At 58.4% G+C, this 18,303-nt stretch carries 13 protein-coding genes and 2 pseudogenes; 7 read left to right on the forward strand and 8 right to left on the reverse strand.

What is annotated here, in order from left to right:
- Positions 1-7: 7 nt before the first annotated feature.
- Positions 8-432: pseudogene (locus tag H0X90_RS04530) on the forward strand (transposase); the annotation flags it as partial.
- A 372-nt stretch (positions 433-804) separates the two neighbouring features.
- On the opposite strand, the gene H0X90_RS04535 reads toward H0X90_RS04530, so the two are convergent.
- From H0X90_RS04535 to H0X90_RS04560, 6 genes are all read right to left on the reverse strand, one after another.
- Complete coding sequence (locus tag H0X90_RS04535; RefSeq protein ID WP_077190822.1) at positions 805-1,089, reverse strand: PAAR domain-containing protein; 285 nt, start codon at positions 1,087-1,089, stop codon at positions 805-807.
- Entirely contained in the window at positions 1,086-2,054 is a 969-nt protein-coding gene (locus tag H0X90_RS35700) for a DUF6708 domain-containing protein (protein ID WP_011694664.1), read from the reverse strand. Before H0X90_RS35700 ends, H0X90_RS04535 begins: the two co-directional genes overlap by 4 nt.
- Positions 2,055-2,066: 12 nt before the next feature.
- Positions 2,067-4,643 (reverse strand): T6SS effector BTH_I2691 family protein, encoded by a 2,577-nt coding sequence (locus H0X90_RS04545; protein WP_048988733.1) that lies wholly within the window; start codon positions 4,641-4,643, stop codon positions 2,067-2,069.
- A 30-nt stretch (positions 4,644-4,673) separates the two neighbouring features.
- A complete protein-coding gene (locus H0X90_RS04550; protein WP_048988734.1) occupies positions 4,674-5,477 on the reverse strand; it encodes a DUF4123 domain-containing protein in 804 nt (267 codons plus the stop codon).
- Positions 5,478-5,487: 10 nt separating this feature from the next.
- Positions 5,488-8,040: a type VI secretion system Vgr family protein gene (locus tag H0X90_RS04555; RefSeq protein ID WP_048988736.1), complete on the reverse strand. Its 2,553-nt coding sequence runs from the start codon at positions 8,038-8,040 to the stop codon at positions 5,488-5,490.
- A 539-nt stretch (positions 8,041-8,579) separates the two neighbouring features.
- Complete coding sequence (locus tag H0X90_RS04560; RefSeq protein WP_006496036.1) at positions 8,580-8,990, reverse strand: TIGR02594 family protein; 411 nt, start codon at positions 8,988-8,990, stop codon at positions 8,580-8,582.
- Between the two features lie 199 nt (positions 8,991-9,189).
- Between H0X90_RS04560 and H0X90_RS04565 the strand changes: the two genes are divergently transcribed.
- The 3 genes from H0X90_RS04565 (at position 9,190) to H0X90_RS04575 (ending at position 12,804) form a co-directional block, all read left to right on the forward strand.
- Positions 9,190-10,101 (forward strand): LysR substrate-binding domain-containing protein, encoded by a 912-nt coding sequence (locus H0X90_RS04565; protein ID WP_034178642.1) that lies wholly within the window; start codon positions 9,190-9,192, stop codon positions 10,099-10,101.
- A 132-nt stretch (positions 10,102-10,233) separates the two neighbouring features.
- A complete protein-coding gene (locus H0X90_RS04570; protein WP_077190823.1) occupies positions 10,234-11,550 on the forward strand; it encodes an MFS transporter in 1,317 nt (438 codons plus the stop codon).
- A 12-nt stretch (positions 11,551-11,562) separates the two neighbouring features.
- Positions 11,563-12,804, forward strand: coding sequence for an amidohydrolase family protein (locus tag H0X90_RS04575; protein WP_077190824.1), 1,242 nt, complete (start codon positions 11,563-11,565; stop codon positions 12,802-12,804).
- 201 nt (positions 12,805-13,005) lie between these two features.
- Here the strand turns inward: H0X90_RS04575 and H0X90_RS04580 are convergent, their stop codons facing one another.
- Positions 13,006-13,302 carry a hypothetical protein gene (locus H0X90_RS04580; protein WP_060212982.1) on the reverse strand — a complete coding sequence of 99 codons (297 nt, stop codon included), beginning with the start codon at positions 13,300-13,302 and terminating at the stop codon, positions 13,006-13,008.
- 649 nt (positions 13,303-13,951) lie between these two features.
- Here H0X90_RS04580 and H0X90_RS04585 point away from each other — a divergent pair.
- The 3 genes from H0X90_RS04585 to H0X90_RS04595 are packed head-to-tail and all read left to right on the forward strand — an operon-like array spanning position 13,952 to position 15,992.
- Entirely contained in the window at positions 13,952-14,824 is an 873-nt protein-coding gene (locus H0X90_RS04585) for a ParA family protein (RefSeq protein ID WP_077190825.1), read from the forward strand.
- A 2-nt stretch (positions 14,825-14,826) separates the two neighbouring features.
- Positions 14,827-15,291 (forward strand): hypothetical protein, encoded by a 465-nt coding sequence (locus tag H0X90_RS04590; RefSeq protein WP_125346323.1) that lies wholly within the window; start codon positions 14,827-14,829, stop codon positions 15,289-15,291.
- Positions 15,291-15,992, forward strand: coding sequence for a hypothetical protein (locus H0X90_RS04595; RefSeq protein WP_125346321.1), 702 nt, complete (start codon positions 15,291-15,293; stop codon positions 15,990-15,992). The genes H0X90_RS04590 and H0X90_RS04595 overlap by 1 nt, the downstream gene beginning before the upstream one ends.
- A gap of 284 nt (positions 15,993-16,276) precedes the next feature.
- On the opposite strand, the pseudogene H0X90_RS04600 reads toward H0X90_RS04595, so the two are convergent.
- Positions 16,277-18,138 (reverse strand): annotated as a pseudogene (locus H0X90_RS04600) (methyl-accepting chemotaxis protein).
- Positions 18,139-18,303: the final 165 nt, after the last annotated feature.

Raw genomic sequence — 18,303 nt, forward strand, 5'->3', positions numbered from 1 at the left:
ACGTCCTATGACCGATGCAACAGTGATCAAGAAAAGCAAGAATCCGAAGGCGCCGAAGGTGTTTCCCGACGAACTGACGATCAGTTGCTTGCCCAGGTTCAGGGCAAGAACGCCGAGTCGATCCTGGGGCGAATCGGGGCTTGGCCGGCCAGCTCGGGAAGCGGTTGGCCGAGCGCATGCTCGCGGCCGAGATGAGCCACCATCCGGAAGCCGGGACCGAGCAAGGCAAGGCCGGCAACCGCAATGGCACCCGCACCAAGACGTTCCTCACGCCCCAACGGCGAACTGAAGCTGGATATTCCGCATGACCGGCAGGCAACGTTCGAACGGCAATTGGCCGGCAAGTATCAATGCCGGCTGCCCGGCTTCGATGATCACGTCATCAGCATGTATGCGCGCGGCATGAGCGTACGCTTGATTCAGGGCCATCTGCGGCGACTGAGCTTTGCGGACACCGATTTCCTGAACCCGAATCTATCGAAGAGGCCGCGGGACAAACTCGCCCGCACGTTCACCGCAGAGCAGGCTCAGGCGATTCACTCCTTTGTCGAAGCCCTACCGATAGAAATCGTACCGATGGTAATCCACTGCGAAGGTGGCCATTCACGGTCATGCGCCGTCGCCTTGGCACGCCATCGGCTATATGGCTATCAAGCGGATCAAACATCTTGCGCACGCCACCCCTGCAATCGTCCGCATCATGATAGGAAATGACCGTACAACTCATCGCGAGCGGCAACGAGCCCGTGGCTGATACGTTTCAACAACCGCGCCCGTTGCCCTGCAACAGGCAGCGACGCGCCGTCATGTCTTTATTGAACCGAGAGCCTGGGACGAAATCAGCTTTGGCAGTGGCTCACATTTACATTGGCACAAATCGTTCTCTAATGCGACCTGCTTACCCATCATCGTCATCGCACGTGGCGAGCCGTCGCTTATGATGACACCCGTCGTGCCACAGGCGGGACATTGAACCGGGGCGCCCAGATAAGCGAAAGGTTGGCCTTGCAACGAGGTGCCTGCGATACCCTCAACCACAACCCCGTTGCGGTCAGTCTTATCGCCCTGACGAATGAACCGGCGGCTCATGCTGTAAGGCCGTTGGACGGCGTCGCAGCATTGCACGCCCGCTCGATATCGTCCGGCCATACCGGTTCGCGGCAAGTCAGTTGGGCGAGCCAATGCAATAGGGATTGAGAGAATGCGGGAAGTGCCCCGACCGCCACCACCAGCCACACTATCGGATTGCCCGACTTAAGTAGGCCCGAGGTTCCGTCGAAATTCAACCTCAGCGAATTGCGCAGGGAGGCTCCCTTCGGCAGGAACTCGGTCACCGGGGGCAGCGAAGCGGGGCCTTCTTCCATAAATCGCCGGTAGAACTCAAAGTCCTGGTAGAGGACTTTCATGACCTCCTGTCCCCCGACGCTTCCCTCATCGGACGACAGGACAACTCGCGTTCCCATCGAGAATGTATCCTTGACCATCCCCTTGTCGTCAAGAACCAGGCAACGAACCACGCGCGGCGCCGTGCGCGTGGGGCCGCTTCTGGGTTTGCGTTCGACGTACAGGAAGGCGCTATCCCAGGGTACCGATACAACCCCGCCAGGGCCATTGTGCTTGAACGCGTAAATCATCCGGTCACGCCGGTTAAACCGGACGGGCTTGCAGGTGTAATTGAAACAGTCGCGTGTCAATGCCCAAATGCCAATTCCCGAGAAACCGAGCGCGACAAACAAGAAAAACGAAAGCACTCCATAAATGAGCCCCAGTTGTCCCCGCTGCTCGTAGATAGGAGGTACATGAGTCATCATCCAAAGAAGGGCCGCCGTGAATGCCAACGAACCGAGCCCCGGTAACATAAACGCAAAGACCCCCCAGCCCTTCTCCGAATAGTTTCCGTCTCGGACCTCTAGGCAAGTATCGCTCATCGAGAATACTGAACGCTCATCCTTAGCCGTGTCAGACGCAGGCTGTCCGATTGCGAGGCGGGCAGCCTGCTCCTCCTCGCTGACCGGCCGGTTCAGGCGGTACCACGAGAGTCCGTCAAATGCCATCTTTTTTCTCCATCACGAAAGCATTGCCGTAAATGCCTTTTGGTCTTCGGCCAGAGTGGGGAACCGCTCTTTGGCCTCTTTCAGACCAAAAAAACATCGCTCAAGCCACTCATCCACTTCCTTACCCTTGAAGTAGTTGATGAGGATACCAATAAGGGCAGCGATAAGCAGAAGCGGCAGGGCCACGACCGCTGCAGCGGATGCCGAAAGGAATATGACAGAGTAAGCGAGGGCAAGACCGACAACCGCTGATGCGGCATCCAGTATAAACATCGTCACATTACCTTCCTTGAAATCCTGCACGGCATGATAGATGTCAATCGCAGCAGACACGAGCCCAACCACCGCGCCGCCGTACCTCCCCGCGACGTTGAGGAAACGTTCTAGTCGAAGCCAGCCTGTACCCAACTGAGCCCCAGCCTTTCCGACGGTGTCAATTGCAGCCGAACCATATTGCGCAACACTCGCCACGAGTCCACCAATGGCGTTGTTGAACTTGATGCCGGCCTCCGATTGATTGAACCGATTCGCCTTCTTCAATTCTTCCCGAGCAAAGCGAAGATTGATAGCACTGAATATCGCCCCGATGCCCGCAAACCCAGGCTCCCCCTTCGTCATGAGCCTAAATTTCGGCATGTAAATCGTCTCGACCACGTCGGGTGTCAACGTCGCACTGGCCAATTTCTCGAAGCCGGGTTTGGCTTTGACGCCAGCCAGGGCAGCGGCCTCTGTCGCCGGGCTTTCGACTGGCACGAACTGCTTCGCCTTGATCTCCGCGTCTACGCCTCCGCCTACGGAGGCCTTGTCCTGAAGCTGCTTTTTCAGGTCCTGGACACTGATTTTCTGCCGGCCCGGCATCACTTCCTGCATCTGACGGGCGATGTAGTTCACCCATTGGTTTACCGAACCGTATACGACCTTAAACTCGAACAGCTGTTTCGTTCGCATGCACAGAGTCGCATACAGCACTTTGGTTGCAGCCGTATCTACACTCGCGCTGATAGCTTCGGCCACGGGCCCACCTGTCTCATGGAGAAGCCATGCTAACGCCTTCGCAACAGCAACTTTGACGCCCTTATCCTTCGACTCTTCCACGCCCTCTATCTTGCTGTACGACTCTATGAGCTTCGCGACGAACTCCCTCAGTTCCATGTACGGATAGCCGGACGCCTCCTTGACCTTCTCAGCCAGCACCGGGCTGTTTAGGACGAACGCCCGCAACAGCGGATTACGGGTATCGGATACGTTGCCTTTAGCCCATTTGACGAGCACATCGACGGCATTCTTGCGGTCAGCCGAGCCTTCGATGCACCGTGTAAATGTGTTGGTATAGTTCAGCCCGCATCGCCAACTTCCCGGCTCGTAATCCGACTCGAAAACGTTCAACAATGCGGAACTGGACAGCCACGCCTGATGGTCTTGCGACAGCGGTATAAGCGTGCTCGCCTGCTCCGACTTCATCGCGTTCGCCATCTGTTGCCGAAAGTCGACGATAGCCTGCTGCCGATAGTGGGTTGTGTAGGGCTTCCATGCCTCCGGTCCGGCTGTTGCAAGTTCAGATTCCTTCTGCGCCTCAATGCTTTTGAGCCGCTTCTCGAGCGCCTTGCCACCATCGAACAGAGCCCCGAGGCCCATGCCCTCATAAGTATTGGCTTCCAGCATGCCGGCGGCACGTTCCACGTCCTCTTTCGCCGAAACCACGACCGCCTTTTGCAGCGCGTCGATTGCGCTGGAGGCCCATATTCCGTGTTCATACGGCGCAAGCGCTGCGCCGAAAGCAACGCGCTGCTCAAAATTGAGTTCCTGCGTGATGCCAACCGGGTCCCACAACGCGAAGAACAGCCCCTTGTCCGGTAGTATGGAATCCATCGCCTTTTTCAGGGCCGGCTGCTGCCCGGCACGGTCATGGTACGGAAAGCAACCGGTAACGAGCGCATCGGGACGACCGCCCTTGTATTCGCTCAGTAGCCCCTCGAGATGGTCCAGGCTATCCGCGTGCGGCTGGTTCATGCTGCCGTTATACCAGGCGGTTGCATCGAACTTCTGCATCCGCTTGTCACGACAACCCATGAAGTTCTTCGCGTAGGTGTCTCGGACTTTCTGTGTCCAAAGCTCATCGCTGAACGCCAGATACACGGTTCCGGCATGTTCGGCGTCTTCAACGGTGATGCATTGAGCCAGTTGCGCATGCCCAGGTTGGTGGCAACTGAACGGTTTCTCAAAACTACGGTCGAGCTTGATGCCGACCGGATAGTCGTACAAGTATCCTTCCGCCGTAACCGCGTATATCTGCCATCGCTGTGTCTTTGGATAGAAGATATACACATAGCCGTAGCGCAGGGTGCGCAGCGTGTACTTTGCCTTTTTGAGCGCGATACCGACGACGCCGTCGCCAAACTTTCCGCCCATGAGCGACATCGCGCCAGCAGAGCTGTGAGCCTTGGAGTTGGCCACGACCCCGTAGCGGACAGGCAGAATCGGCAATCCCTTCTTCTTGCACATGCTGCATGAATTCGGCGCACGCGAACTGGTCTGCATCGCGGACTGCGTGAGCTGCGAAATACTCGCAAAATTCGTGTCGAGTGCCATTCTTTATCTCTCTCGTGCCGCCACCCGGGCTCATTGATATTGGAGGCTCTCGCGAGCAATCGCTTCCCAGTCTGCCGCGCTCCAGTTCGCTACCGCTTCAGCATACGGGCCTTTCCGCGGCGCCTGCAGAATGGCCCGAACACGCGGGTGACGGTCAAAGCAGGGGGAAACGAGTGTGCCGTGAAGTGCAAAAGCAAGCAGGTCCCCACCGGCGAGCCCGTGAGCCTCTCCTTTTGCAAGTTGCGCGTCGAGCAGCGCCGACATATCGGGACGAGGCGCCGTACCATTGCAACGGAGTAGGTCAAGCCCGCGTTGAACCAACTCGATGCGCGCAATTCGTGCGTGCTGGTCCGCAGTAACCGCGAAGGCGGCTTCCGGTTCGGCCGCGCCGTTGACCACCGTCCAGCCGCTCACGGGGTCGAGGTACGTCCACGTTGCAACCGGCCCCAGAAGCGCATCCATCTGCTCGGCCTTCAAGATGCGACCCAAGTGCGGAAACACGCGCGGGTCGTAGTAGCGGAAGACCGCATCACCCGAAGTCGGCGCCTGTAGTAACAATCGGTTCGACAGATGTTGCTGCAGCCGGCCCGTCGCCTTGCCGCATTCGACAATGGCGCAAACGACCGGCGGCAAGCCATTCTCCAGGTCCGATTCGGCGCGCTCTCTCAACGCTGGCAATTGCAGCTCGGGATGCTCGGCACAGTAAAGCACGGGAGCCACACCCTCGAGTTCGGGACGCGCCGCGGGAACCAACTCACCGACTTCATAGACCGGCGGCACACCAGGCAACTCGGGCTTCCCGTTCACGACTTCGACGATAACGTAGTGAACCATACCGACCGCCCTACACGAGTGCCGAGCCGGCCTGGGCCGCGGCTGCGAACTGCTGGGCGCACGACTTTGAAGGCGCAAGCTGCGCCGACGCGCTATCGCCCGCCGGGCCATCGAAGATGAGCGGACTGCCCTTGACCTCGACCAGCCCCGGCGCATGGATGAAGATCTTACCTTCGGCGATGCGAATCGATGCGCCGCCGGCGGTAAGGGTGATTTCCTTCTGGGCTGTAACGTTCACCGAATCGGAAGTGGACACGACCTTTACAGTCTTGTCTGCCGTAAGTTCGATGTTGTCCGACTGCGCCTGCACTTCGACCTTGCCTTTGCCGGCAAACAGCTTGATACCGGCATTCTGCACGAAGAAGCTTAATTTCTCGCCAATACTGGCAATCCACGACCTCGCCACCGAAACGTAGGTGCTCTCTCCGCTAACCAAATTGACGTGCTGGGTAGCTGCTGCGTGGAGCGACTTCTGTGTCGACAGGCCCATGTCAGCCGGGCTCGCAAGCAACATGACGGGTTGCGAAAACGCATTGGCGCTTCCGGTGCCGCCACCCGCTGTCCTGCCGCCCGCCATAGAACCCTGTGCATCGCTCTGCGTCGTCGCAGCGAAGTCCTTGATGGCGTCCTGTGCATCGTCCAGGGTCTCGGCCTGGCCGTCAGCAGCAGCGAGTGAGCGATGCTGAATCACGCCGCTCGAATCGATAAGGTGTTGCGTGGCTTCCTTCACATCCAGCGGCTGACTCGACGTGCCGCCGCGGGCGTAGGTCGATACGTAGAGCCCGCGTCCGGCCCGCAGGGCGCCTGACGCCTCGGTCTTCAGTTCGAAGCCAGTGCCAAGGTAGTTGCCGCGCGTATTGCCGCTGTGGTCGATGAGATAGCCGATGTGAAGATATGAATTCGCCGTCGAGCTGAAAAGCTGCGCCCGGTTCTGCGACGTGGAGTCGTCGAAGACGAGTTGATTGAAACCCTGACCGCTGTACTCCTGCGACTTGAAACCGGACAGCAGGCCGTTCGAATGCCAATGTGGCGTGTTGACAGAGTGAAAGAGCACTCCACTGACGACCGGCCGGTCGCAATCCCCGTCGAGGTAATTGACGGCCACTTCCTGCCCGATTCGAGGGACGAACACACCGCCGAATCCCTTGCCGGCGTGCGGCAGTATTACCCGCATCCAGCACGATGACGTCTCGTTATTGCTCCCCAGACGGTCCCAGTGCATCTGAGCCTTCACCCGGTTCAACTCGTCCGTGTACACCTCCTCACCCGCCGGTCCCACGATAGTGGCGGTCTGCATATGCATGACCGGCTTTCTGTGCTCGAACGGGCTGCGGAATGGCACCGAGCGGCGCTGGACCTCGATTTCGGCCAGCACGAAACTTTCATTGCCTAACGGGTCCTTCGATACGAATGCGGCCTGCCGGTCCTTGTATTCGGCACGCAGACGCGACAGGCGTCGCTGCAGGCTACCCGGAAAGGGGCGGCTGTTGCCCAACGGCAGATTGTTCTGGATAGCCCAACGCACGCCAAGAATCGCGAACTCGCGGTCCTCAGGCTTGTCTGCGTCGTGCTCGGGATGGTCTTCGAGCGTGAACCATCGACCGGCGTCCATGCACGGAACACTGCCCACCCCGAAAAACCGTTTGCTGCGCGAGGCCATCTCTTCCAGCCGAATTCGCATAGCGCGCTCGCCACGGTCGTATGACTCGCCGGTGACTGGAAAGCTATAGTGGCCCGCGTATTCGTAGACTTCCAACTCCTGCGGGATATCGCCTTGGTCAACCGTGGACCGGTCCGCCCGCTGCAACGTGCGTGCCGGACGTTTGTAATCCGCCGTGCTGAACGCATATCCGACGCTTTGCGTCGTACGCTCGCCGCTCCATTCGACGAGTGTGCCAGCCTGGCCGTCTCGGTCGCCGCGATAGAACGGTACTCGCTGGGTAGCGAGCGCTTTGCAATTGAAGAGGTCGTCGGTCACGACAATCGTATGCGACTTACCGTCCTCTGCATGCTCGACATACGTGAACCATCCCTCCGACTCCATCAACCGATGGACGAAATTGTGGTCGGTTTCGTACTGAGTACAGTACGAGCGAACCGCGCCCGGGTCTTTCACATCGAGCCGGAAATGACCGCGCGCCTGCGAATGGCCGCTGAACACTTTAGTCAGGATGTCGGCGGTCGTTAGGTCCTGGAAAATGCGCGCGTCCTTGCGGTACTGCAGAAAGCGCATCCACGACGAAAACGAAAGCTGATAGTAAGCGAGTCCCCCGTCCGCTCCGAGGCGTCGCGTTGCATGGACGTAGCCATGCCAAGGCAGGTACGACTCGTCGGCTTGACGCACCCATAATGTGACAGGTTGCGCCATCAGCTTCTTCAAATGAAGCGCGCGCTCCCGGGTCACGACGTCCACTGTGAGCTCGAAATCCCGGCCCACGCGCGATTCGCCCATGGCGCGTTGGGGCAACAGTACCTTCGCCCCGAGGGGCGTTTCCAGGACGAGCGTTCGGTTCGTCTGCTCGATACCCGCGTCAAGCATCAACGAATTGGGCAACCTACCCATCTCGAATATCTCCTCTGGACGAAAAAATGAACGTAAATCGGAGGCAGCGCGAAAGGTCGAAAGAGATTTTGCCACAACGACCTATCCGCTTTGATAACAAACGTAAAAACAGTCTCCCGACAACCGACGTCATTTTATGTTTCAATGCTTTCTAATCTTTCGCATCGACAACAAGGGCATTTTTTACAGTAATTAACGCCGAAACAAGCAGCGGACCGACTCCCTCACTATCCAGGATTGAAACGCCCGATCGCTTCGCCTTCTTCAGGAGCATGTGCAATTCTACAAAATGCACGCTAAATCGGTCTCCGAGCAACCGTGTTGAGTTACTCGATTTTGTAGATAAACGTTTCCACTGAGAGGAAAGATCTGTTAGAAATAACAGGCCGGCCAAATTTTATGGAGCATTGCAACCTCGAGCGCGACGAAGACCGACATCGCATAATGGCTCTTGTATTGCGCATCCGCGTAGAGGCGGAGATTGCCGGTTTGCACTGCGGGCTCCTTGTTCTGGATTGTTGTGTGTTACCGCTGCACGGTCATTCGGTAGCCGGCCAACGGTATCCGATCACCTCATGCAACGGATACGCAAGTTCCCGGACCTCTTCCAGCTGGTTGCCGCCAAACAGGTGAACGTGTTCGGCGTCGTGCCGCAGGTAGAAACCAACATGCCCTTTCCAGCTCGTCGGATCATCGCGCGTCAGGATCGCGATGCAGCCGTAGACCGGGCGCTCCAGCGGTTTGCCCCATTCGAGCCACGAGCGCGCGAGCGCGGAGCCGGTGCCGCGGAATCCGGCGTGCGCCATGCACCAGTTCACGAAGGACGAACACCAAGAAATCTTGTCGTCGTAGCCGACCAGGTTCGTCTGGTTGTTGTATTCGACGATGCGCGGGTTGATGCTGCCCGGCGGGTGGCGGCGGATGCCGAGTTCGGCCAGCGCGACGGGCATCCAGGGTGGGTGGACGGCTTTCACTTTGCTCTCAGGGTTCAATAGGGTCACGTCGTTCTCGGGTACGTGTCGGTGTTGGTGTTGTTTCGCGCAATCTTCGCACGAATAGGGCGAATCCACAGCCCCGTCACGAGTGGCGATTTTCGTCAGGACCGCCCGTATCATGGAGACAGCGCCTCCCCTGATTCCCCTGCCCGCCATGCGCATCACGCCCCTGCCGCCCCTTCAGTGCCTCATCGCGTTCGAAGCCGCCGTGCGGCACGCGAGTTTCACGAAAGCCGCCGCCGAACTGCACCTGACCCAAAGCGCGATCAGCCGCCAGATCCAGCAGCTCGAGGAATTCCTCGGCCGCTCTCTGTTCGTGCGCGAACACCGTTCGCTGCGGCTGACGATCGCCGGCGAGCAATACGCGGCGCAAGTCCACCGTCTGCTCGTGCAATGCGCGGAAGCCACGCACGACGTCATGAAACCGTACGGCGATCTCGAACTGACGATCGCGTGCTCGTCCGGCGTCGCGCTGCTGTGGCTCACGCCGCGGCTGCCGGACTTTCGCGCCACCTATCCCAACATCAAGCTGCGCCTGATCGTGCGCGACGGCCTTGCGTCGATGTCGCCCGCGGAATTCGACGTCGGCGTCTACTACGTGCGCCAGCAGGCGCCGGCCGAATACACCGCGCGCCGGCTGTTCGACGAGGAAGTGTTCCCCGTCTGCGCGCCCGGCTATCTGGCCGGCCGCACGCTCGACGCGGCCGATCTCGCGAACGAAACGCTGCTGCGCCTCGAAGACGGCCAGCGCCAATGGATGTCGTGGTCCGAATGGTTCGACCTGAACGACGTCGACCGGCAGAAGGCGCAGCCGCAGGACATCACGATCAACTCCTATCCGCAGATCGTGCAGATGACGATACTCGGTCAGGGCGTGTCGCTCGGCTGGCGCTACATGATCGACGCCTGCATCGAAGCCGGCCTGCTCGTGCGCGTGACGGAAGCGTCCGCGAGCCACGGCGGCGGCTATTACGTGATCTCGCCGAACGACCGCGCGCAGAACCAGGCCGCCCGCCTGTTCACCCGCTGGCTGTTCGAACAGGCGGAGCAGCAAACCGGGGCCTGAATACCACGCGCCCGATCCATGCGTGCAGCGCATGCAGGCATGCGAATCTTTCGTTTCAGAAAAAATTGCGGCTGTCCTTAGCATGGGATTCACGCGGGGCAGCCGCCCCGTCTTCTGACCAAGGAAGAGACCATGCAAGGAACGCTTTCCCCGCGCGCCGCGCCTGCCGTCGATGCAGCGGTGCAACAGCGCCGCCGCGCCATCGTCGCGACCGTGATCGGCAACGGTCTCGAATGGTTCGACTTCACCGTCTACAGCTTCTTCGCGGTGATCATCGCGAAGCTGTTCTTCCCGACCGGCAACGAACTGACGTCCGTGCTGCTCACCGTCGCGACGTTCGGCGTGGGCTTCTTCATGCGGCCGGTGGGCGGCATCGTGCTCGGCGTCTATGCCGACAAGGTCGGACGCAAGGCCGCGCTGTCGCTCACGATCCTGCTGATGGCGGCCGGCACCGCGCTGATCGGGATCGCGCCGACCTACGAACAGGCCGGCATCGCCGCGCCGCTCCTGATCGTCGTCGCGCGGCTGTTGCAAGGCTTCTCGGCCGGCGGCGAGATGGGCGGCGCCACCGCGTTCCTCACCGAATACGCGCCGCCGGAGAAGCGCGCGTATTACTCGAGCTGGATACAGTCGAGCATCGGCTTCGCGGTGCTGCTCGGTGCGGCGACCGGCACGTTCGTCACGACGTCGCTCGACACGCAGGCGCTGCATAGCTGGGGCTGGCGGCTGCCGTTCCTGCTCGGGATCATCGTCGGGCCGGTCGGCTACTTCATTCGCAGCCATATCGACGAGACGCCCGCATTCAGCGCCGTCGAATCGCAGGCGAAGGAAAGCTCGCCGCTGAAGGAAGTGCTGCACACGTATCCGCGCGAGACGTTCGCGAGTTTCTCGATGGTCATCCTGTGGACCGTCTGCACCTACGTGCTGCTGTTCTACATGCCGACCTATTCCGTGCGCACGCTGCATCTGCCGCAATCGACCGGCTTCACGGCCGGCATGGTCGGCGGGCTGATGATCATGTGCTGCTCGCCGATCGTCGGGCGACTCGCCGACGCGTGGGGACGCCGCGTGTTCCTGTCCGGCTCGGCGCTCGCGATCCTCGTGCTCGCGTGGCCGATGTTCTCGTGGATCAACCATGCGCCCGGGTTCGCGTCGCTGATCGTGTTCCAGGCCGTGTTCGGCGTGCTGATCGCGGCCTATACGGGGCCGATCCTCGCGGCGTTCGCGGAGCTGTTTCCGACCAAGGTGCTGTCGACCGGGTTGTCCGTCGCGTACAACTTCGCGGTGACGATCTTCGGCGGGTTCGCGCCGTTCCTGATCACGTGGCTCATCGCCCGCACCGGCAGCAACATGGCGCCCGCGTTCTACGTGATGCTCGCGGCGGCCGTCAGTTTCGTCGGCACGCGCTTCGTGAAGGATGCGAAGCGTGCGGCCGCAACGACTCGATAAGGATTTTTGCTCATGACCATTACCGTGCTTCAAGGCGGCAACGTGCTCGACCTCGAACGAGGCGTGTTGCTCGAACATCATCATGTCGTGATCGAAGGCGAGCGGATCGTCGAAGTCACCGATCGGCCGGTGGATTTGCCGAATGCGCAGGTGATCGACGTGCGCGGCAAGACCGTGATGCCCGGGTTCATCGATTGCCATGTGCATGTGCTGGCGTCGAATGCGAACCTCGGCGCGAATGCAACGCAGCCGAATATTCTCGCGGCGATTCGGTCGCTGCCGATTCTCGATGCGATGTTGTCGCGGGGGTTTACCAGTGTGCGGGATGCGGGGGGCGCGGATTGGAGTTTGATGCAGGCCGTTGAGACAGGGCTGATTCCGGGGCCGCGGATTTTTCCGTCGGGGAAGGCGCTGTCGCAGACCGGCGGGCATGGGGATTTTCGGCCGCGTGGCGATGTGCTGGAGCCCTGCTCCTGCTGCTTCAGGACGGGGGCGATTGCGCGCGTCGTCGATGGCGTCGAAGGCGTGCGGCTCGCCGTGCGTGAGGAAATTCAGAAAGGCGCGACGCAGATCAAGATCATGGCGTCAGGCGGCGTGGCTTCGCCGACCGATCCGATCGCGAACACGCAGTATTCGGAGGACGAGATTCGGGCGATCGTCGATGAGGCCGAAGCCGCGAATACTTATGTAATGGCGCATGCGTATACGGGGCGGGCGATTGCGCGGGCTGTGAGGTGCGGCGTGCGGACGATCGAGCATGGGAATCTCGTGGATGAAGCGGCTGCGATGCTCATGCGTGAGCGTGGGGCGTTTGTGGTGCCGACGCTGGTGACGTATGACGCGCTGGCTAAGCATGGGGCGGAGTTCGGGATGCCGGCTGACTCCATCGCGAAGGTGGCTTCCGTGCAGCAGAAAGGACGCGAGTCGCTTGAGATCTATGCAAAGGCCGGCGTGAAGATGGGGTTCGGGTCGGACCTGCTCGGCGAGATGCATGCGTTTCAGTCCGGTGAGTTTCGGATTCGGGCGGAGGTGCTGGGGAATCTGGAAGCGCTTAGGTCGGCGACGACGGTGGCGGCCGAGATCGTCAATATGACGGGGCAACTTGGGGTGGTTGCGGTGGGGGCGATCGCCGACCTCGTCGTACTGGATGGGAATCCGCTTGAGGATATTGGGGTGGTGGCCGATGAAGGCACGCGGGTCGAGTATGTGTTGCAGCGGGGGGCGGTTGTGAAGCGGGGTGTCGGCGGACGGTGATGTGTGAAGCCATTCGGCTATTTCCGCAGGCACGGTGCTGCCTCACGGGCCTTGCGGTCGTGACAGTTGTTGACGGTGGCTATCGGTATGAATAGCGCCTTTGCGGCAATGGCCGGGGCGGTGTCGCCCCGGCGGTCAATCGCATTCGGGAAATGCCTGCGTTCCACTCGCTAGCGCCGCATCAAGCGGCCCTCGCAGAGGTTACAGCGGCGGCGGCACCCAATCAGGATCGTGGTACGGCTGCTCTCGCAGCGCCAACTGGCCGTAGTCCGGCGTGATCGTGATCTGCCGGGTCACGTAGTTGGCGTTCAGATATATGCGGTCGCCCGGCTTGAATCCGAAGATCTTGAAATCAATGTCGATCGCCTGCATCCACGGCAGGTACGGCCAGCCTCGTTTAGGAAGGTCCGGGTAGTTGCGCAGGACCAGCTCAAACCTCTTCTGCATGTTGACGGGTTTGCTCTTTCTACGACGTGGCTTAGTATTGGCGTCAGCCATTTCCGACTCCTTGGGTGAGTTGGCGGTGGTCAGCGGGTCGTATGGGTTGCCGCCCATGCGGCCCGCGCTTCTTTGGTCCCTCGGGTTTCCCCTTCTTTCTCCCCTCTTCGCTGGGTCTTGTTGGGCAAGACGGCTTTCTTTCGACCATCGGGGCGGAGGGGACTGCGGTCAACTTCCGATGGCGAGAAGCAATGCTTCATGACCAGTGTAGTCGGGCTGGCATCTCAGAAATGGGGAAATGAGGGGGATTGGCCATTAGGTATAGAGATACGCTCAACACAAGACGGATGCTGCGATTCGGTGAACGTTCACCGAATCGCTAAAACCAGTCCCCAGAGGGACTGCAGTCAATCGTTACGCTCTCGTAAACTGCCATTCACGAGTATACGTCTGAGGCTCCGTCGACGGAGCAATACGATATAGCACATCAAAGAAGCTCTACGCGGCCCACCTTGTCCTGGCCGATAGCTCTCCATGTTGATGAACCTATGCAGAACAAAGCCCGTTGTGCTGTACACAATCAATCCAAACTCAAGGTAGAATCGAACGGCCTCGTGCACACACATTGGAGACCAGCATTTTGTGCATTCGGCGCTCGAAGCAGCGCACCAGAAACACAGAAATAACGATATAAATAGAGGAAAAATAAATGGGAAATCAAGCCTCACTTGCACCAACCATCTCCGTATTAAACATGAAAGGCGGAGTTGGAAAGACAACCATAAGTGCACATTTATTTAGACATTTAGCGGAAAAGCTAGGCAAATCCGTTCTTCTAATTGATTTCGACCCTCAATTCAATTTGACCCAAACCCTAATGAGTCGATCCACATTTGAGAAGACCAAGCTCGCAAATAAAACAATATTTTCGGTTATGGAACCTGATCCGGAGCCCTCGCTTTTCAAGATAACCAGCGGAATGGGGCCGCCGCCATCCGTTGAATCTGTCGTTGTTCCTTTGCGAGTATGGACTCAAACCAAGAAGCCGGCCATAAGCCTATTAGCCGGCGACTTTCGAATGACGAAATACACTCTTGTTGACGACCAAAAGGCACTTCAACCGGTACGAAATCGCTTTCTCGATTTTATAAACAATGCAAGACAACAATACGATTTAGTATGCATTGACTGCAATCCGAGCAGCTCATTTATGACTGTATGCGCCCTACTTGCCTCGACTCACCTGCTCGTTCCGGTTAGACCAGATCGATATTCAATATTGGGGCTCGAATTACTAAATGAATTCATCGATCATGTCCCGGTATTAACCAGCAAGCCGAAGCAGATCGTACTCGTTAACGGAACTGCTGCCAAGCATGACGTAAACGTTGAGAATACCCTTCGCGCAGACCCGAAACTAGGCCCCATCACGCTGCCGACTACATTAAAATTCTCTGGCCTGCTCTCTGCGAAGGAAGGGCAAACGGGGTTTGCGACGGAACGGAGAGTTGCTCATATGAATGCGTTAAAACAACGTTTCTCGCGGATCGTCGACGACCTCAAGACCCCGCTAGGATGGTAATCATGAAGACCACAATCCGACACTTCTGCACTCTGCTCGCCGCTGCGAATTTTGACCGTAGACAGGTTCATGAGATTATCGACGAAATCTCAAAAGCAAGTCCAAGGCAAATATTGCAGGAATATGAGATTGCACTCCGACGCTTGCAAAGTAGTGAAGTCGAACGAGAGACGGACTTATTGGAACAACCTGACGATAGCATGACTAATCGCGTCACTGACTTGCTACACGAGATGGATCTTACAAAAACCGAGGCCTACAATTTACTACCAAGATATTTGAAAGCCTCGTTTCCTGGACGTACAGTACCCCCGGTAAATACAAAGGCGGGTTTTGCGAATTGGATCAGGAACTTGCTTAAAGAGTTTTCTGCGTCTGAGATTCTTCATGTTGTCACACGCCTTCGAAATGAGCGAGTACACGGATCGGCAGAAAAAGACGACTGGTTACATCGAGGTAATCGATAATGAGCGCTCAAGCACAGGTTGACGCGCTTCGAGAGCGAGTCAACTCTTTCGCCACTACTGACGGAGTCGCGGTTGCTTCTTTAATCGACGCCAACTCTGCACTCGTTCTTCAGTGGCTACCATATTTGGACCGCTTAAAGACTGGCGTTGCCGACGAATTGATCTCTGGCGTTGCGTCATCGCTTGTCGAGGCCGCCGCCTGTGCGGCACTTGGCCTAGTAAGACCGGCACTGTTTTCAATGCGAACCGAGATCGATGTTATGTTAACATGGCTTTATTTCAAAGATCATCGAATTGAATGGGAAAACGTGAATGCAACAGGCGATGGATTCAAACTAAAGAAGGAAATGTTTGAATATTTCACGCGATACTTTGACGGATTTGGAGAGCGCTATGGAATTCTAAAAAATACCGCAACCAGAAAAGAAATTGACACATACAGATTTCTTTCTGCACACATTCATTCACAAAGCGCAATAACACTCCCGGTCGCAAACAATTTGGCCGAAGTCGTTCGCAATAGAAAGACCGGGGACGAGTTAGCAGAAATCGCGAAATCAGTTGACGAATATATTAGTGATGTTTTAATGGCCCTATTCGCAAAGGACTGGCTTCATATTCCCAAAAATCTGATGGAGAATTTGGAAAATCGCTTCAAGACGCCCATTCAAAAAACCACATTCTTCAAGACTGTTGTTTAGCATCTCAGAGGATCCATATGATCCAATAATGCACAACCAGTTGTCATCGGGAACGACGCTTTGCATGCCATTCGCCCGCTGTGCAACCCCCCTCCCCTTGACCGTCCCGACGAGCTTAACCAGTCATTCACCTAGACCACGTTCGCGCCGCCGCAATCCTAAAGCTGGAAATGCGTTTCATTTATATAAATGTCATCAATCCCGCGCCTACAAGCAAAAACGGCTGCCGTGACCCCACGGCAGCCGCCGTCAGAACACCCCAGCTCCAAACCGCAAATCAGCCCTTACTCATCCACCTTAAAAGCCGAAACCAGCTTCGTCAATTCCGCCGCCTGCTGCTTCAAACTCTCCGCTGCCGCCGCACTTTCCTCGACCAAAGCCGCATTCTGCTGCGTCATCTGATCGAGCGACTGCACCGCGTCCCCGATCTGATCAATCCCGGCACTCTGCTCCAGGCTAGCCTCCGCAATCTCGCTCATCATCGCGCTAACGCCCTGAACCTGCGAGACAACATCACTCATCACCTTCCCCGCCTCACTAACGAGCCGCGACCCGGCACCCACCGTTCCCGCGCTATGCTCGATCAGCGATTTAATCTCCTTCGCCGCCTGCGCACTACGCTGCGCCAGATTCCGCACCTCCGAAGCAACAACAGCAAACCCGCGCCCCTGCTCCCCGCCCGCGCCGCCTCCACCGCTGCATTCAGCGCCAGAATATTCGTCTGAAACGAGATACTGTCGATCATCACGATGATCTCGGAAATCCGTTGCGAAGCGTCACTGATCTGCTCCATCGTCGTCACGACCTCGCCCACCACCTGCCCGCCCCGCGCCGCCGTATCCGCCGCGCCATTGATCATCTTCGCGGCCGTCGTCGCCGTCTCGGTGTTGTTGCGCACCACGGCCGTGATCTCTTCCATCGACGAAGCCGTTCGCTCCAGGTTGCTCGACTGCCCTTCGGTGCGTTCGCTCAGATCCGCATTCCCTGAAGCAATCTGCGCCGATCCGGTCGCAATCGAAGCCGAAGCCGCACGAATCCGATGAACGAGCGTCGACAGCGACGACACGAACCGGTTGAACGCATCCGACAACTGCCCGATCTCGTCCTCGCTCTCAACCGTCATCCGGCGCGTCAAATCGCCCTGACCGCTGGCAATCTCCGACAGCAGCGTAGCCGCCCGACGAATCGGCGCGGCAATCGCACGCCCCACCAGCCAGATCACGATCAACGCAACCCCAAGCCCCACCACCGCCGCGACCAGCGCCGCACTACGGATCGCACGCGTCACCGGCCCGAGCAGTTCGGCCTGCGGTACCTGAACGACCACATACGCATTCAACTCAGGAATAAACGACGTCGCGATGAACCGCGCGCCGCCATCACCCTCGTAGCTCAGATACGCATACGGCTTACCCGCAAGCAACGTCGACGACGCATCCCCCGGCAGCCCCGGTTCATCCTTCAGAAAATGCTTGCCGTCGATCAGCGACGTATCGCGATGCATCATGATCGCGCCGTCGGGGCGCACGAGATACGCAAACCCGGTGTCACCGATCCGGTAAGCCGAGATACCCTTCGCGAGCGCATCGACGGACAGGCTCATGCACGCCGCGCCGATCGGCACGCCGTCGAGTTCCACGCGGCTGTTGATGAACATCATGTAGCCGCCGACGGTCACCTCGCGATCCATGTTCACGTCGTACGCCTTGCCCGACGACAGGAAGCTGGTCAGCCACTGATCCTTGTCGGTCACCTTCCGCTGCAGGCCGGCTTCGTTGTAGTAGTTGCCGCTCTTCACCGACACCCACTGCACGGACGCGGCCTTCTGCTCGTCCTTCACGTTCTTCGCGAGCTGGATCCAGTTGCGCGTGCCGGCATCGGGTTCGCCGTCGGCTTCCCATTGCAGCAGGAACGCATCGCGCGCGAGAATGCGCGACGCGGCGATCGGGCCGGCCATCTGGCGCTGCACGTCGGCGCGGATGCCGTTGACGGCGGTCGGCAGCTCTTCGCGGACGACGCGCTCTCGCACCGCGTTGCCGATCAGACGAACGCTGAGCCCGCTCGAAATCGCGACGAACACGAGCAGGCAACTCGTCATGCTGAGAATCAGCTTGTTCTGAATGGAAAGCTTGCGCCAGAAATGCATGGGGAACCCTCGATAACCGCTCGGTCTGAGCCAGTTTGGGTTATCGGCATGCACGCGCAGAACCACATCGTTGATTTCAAATGTCGATCATTCGAGATTCGTTATGTTGTTGATGGGCGGGCATATGCAGCCGCCTATATGTACGAGAACCATGCAAATACAACG

It is taken from the genome of Burkholderia sp. 9775_39, assembly GCF_015712225.1.
Classification (GTDB): Bacteria; Pseudomonadota; Gammaproteobacteria; order Burkholderiales; family Burkholderiaceae; genus Burkholderia; species Burkholderia cenocepacia.

Bases quoted from the DNA above. Each gene is read 5' to 3' on its own strand.
- H0X90_RS04590 (WP_125346323.1), top strand. From the start codon at position 14,827: ATGAAGACCACAATCCGACACTTCTGCACTCTGCTCGCCGCTGCGAAT.
- H0X90_RS04550 (WP_048988734.1), bottom strand. From the start codon at position 5,477: ATGGTTCACTACGTTATCGTCGAAGTCGTGAACGGGAAGCCCGAGTTG.
- H0X90_RS04560 (WP_006496036.1), bottom strand. From the start codon at position 8,990: ATGCCCGTCGCGCTGGCCGAACTCGGCATCCGCCGCCACCCGCCGGGC.
- H0X90_RS04535 (WP_077190822.1), bottom strand. From the start codon at position 1,089: ATGAGCCGCCGGTTCATTCGTCAGGGCGATAAGACTGACCGCAACGGG.
- H0X90_RS04585 (WP_077190825.1), top strand. From the start codon at position 13,952: ATGGGAAATCAAGCCTCACTTGCACCAACCATCTCCGTATTAAACATG.
- H0X90_RS04595 (WP_125346321.1), top strand. From the start codon at position 15,291: ATGAGCGCTCAAGCACAGGTTGACGCGCTTCGAGAGCGAGTCAACTCT.
- H0X90_RS35700 (WP_011694664.1), bottom strand. From the start codon at position 2,054: ATGGCATTTGACGGACTCTCGTGGTACCGCCTGAACCGGCCGGTCAGC.
- H0X90_RS04565 (WP_034178642.1), top strand. From the start codon at position 9,190: ATGCGCATCACGCCCCTGCCGCCCCTTCAGTGCCTCATCGCGTTCGAA.
- H0X90_RS04575 (WP_077190824.1), top strand. From the start codon at position 11,563: ATGACCATTACCGTGCTTCAAGGCGGCAACGTGCTCGACCTCGAACGA.
- H0X90_RS04580 (WP_060212982.1), bottom strand. From the start codon at position 13,302: ATGGCTGACGCCAATACTAAGCCACGTCGTAGAAAGAGCAAACCCGTC.
- H0X90_RS04545 (WP_048988733.1), bottom strand. From the start codon at position 4,643: ATGGCACTCGACACGAATTTTGCGAGTATTTCGCAGCTCACGCAGTCC.
- H0X90_RS04555 (WP_048988736.1), bottom strand. From the start codon at position 8,040: ATGGGTAGGTTGCCCAATTCGTTGATGCTTGACGCGGGTATCGAGCAG.
- H0X90_RS04570 (WP_077190823.1), top strand. From the start codon at position 10,234: ATGCAAGGAACGCTTTCCCCGCGCGCCGCGCCTGCCGTCGATGCAGCG.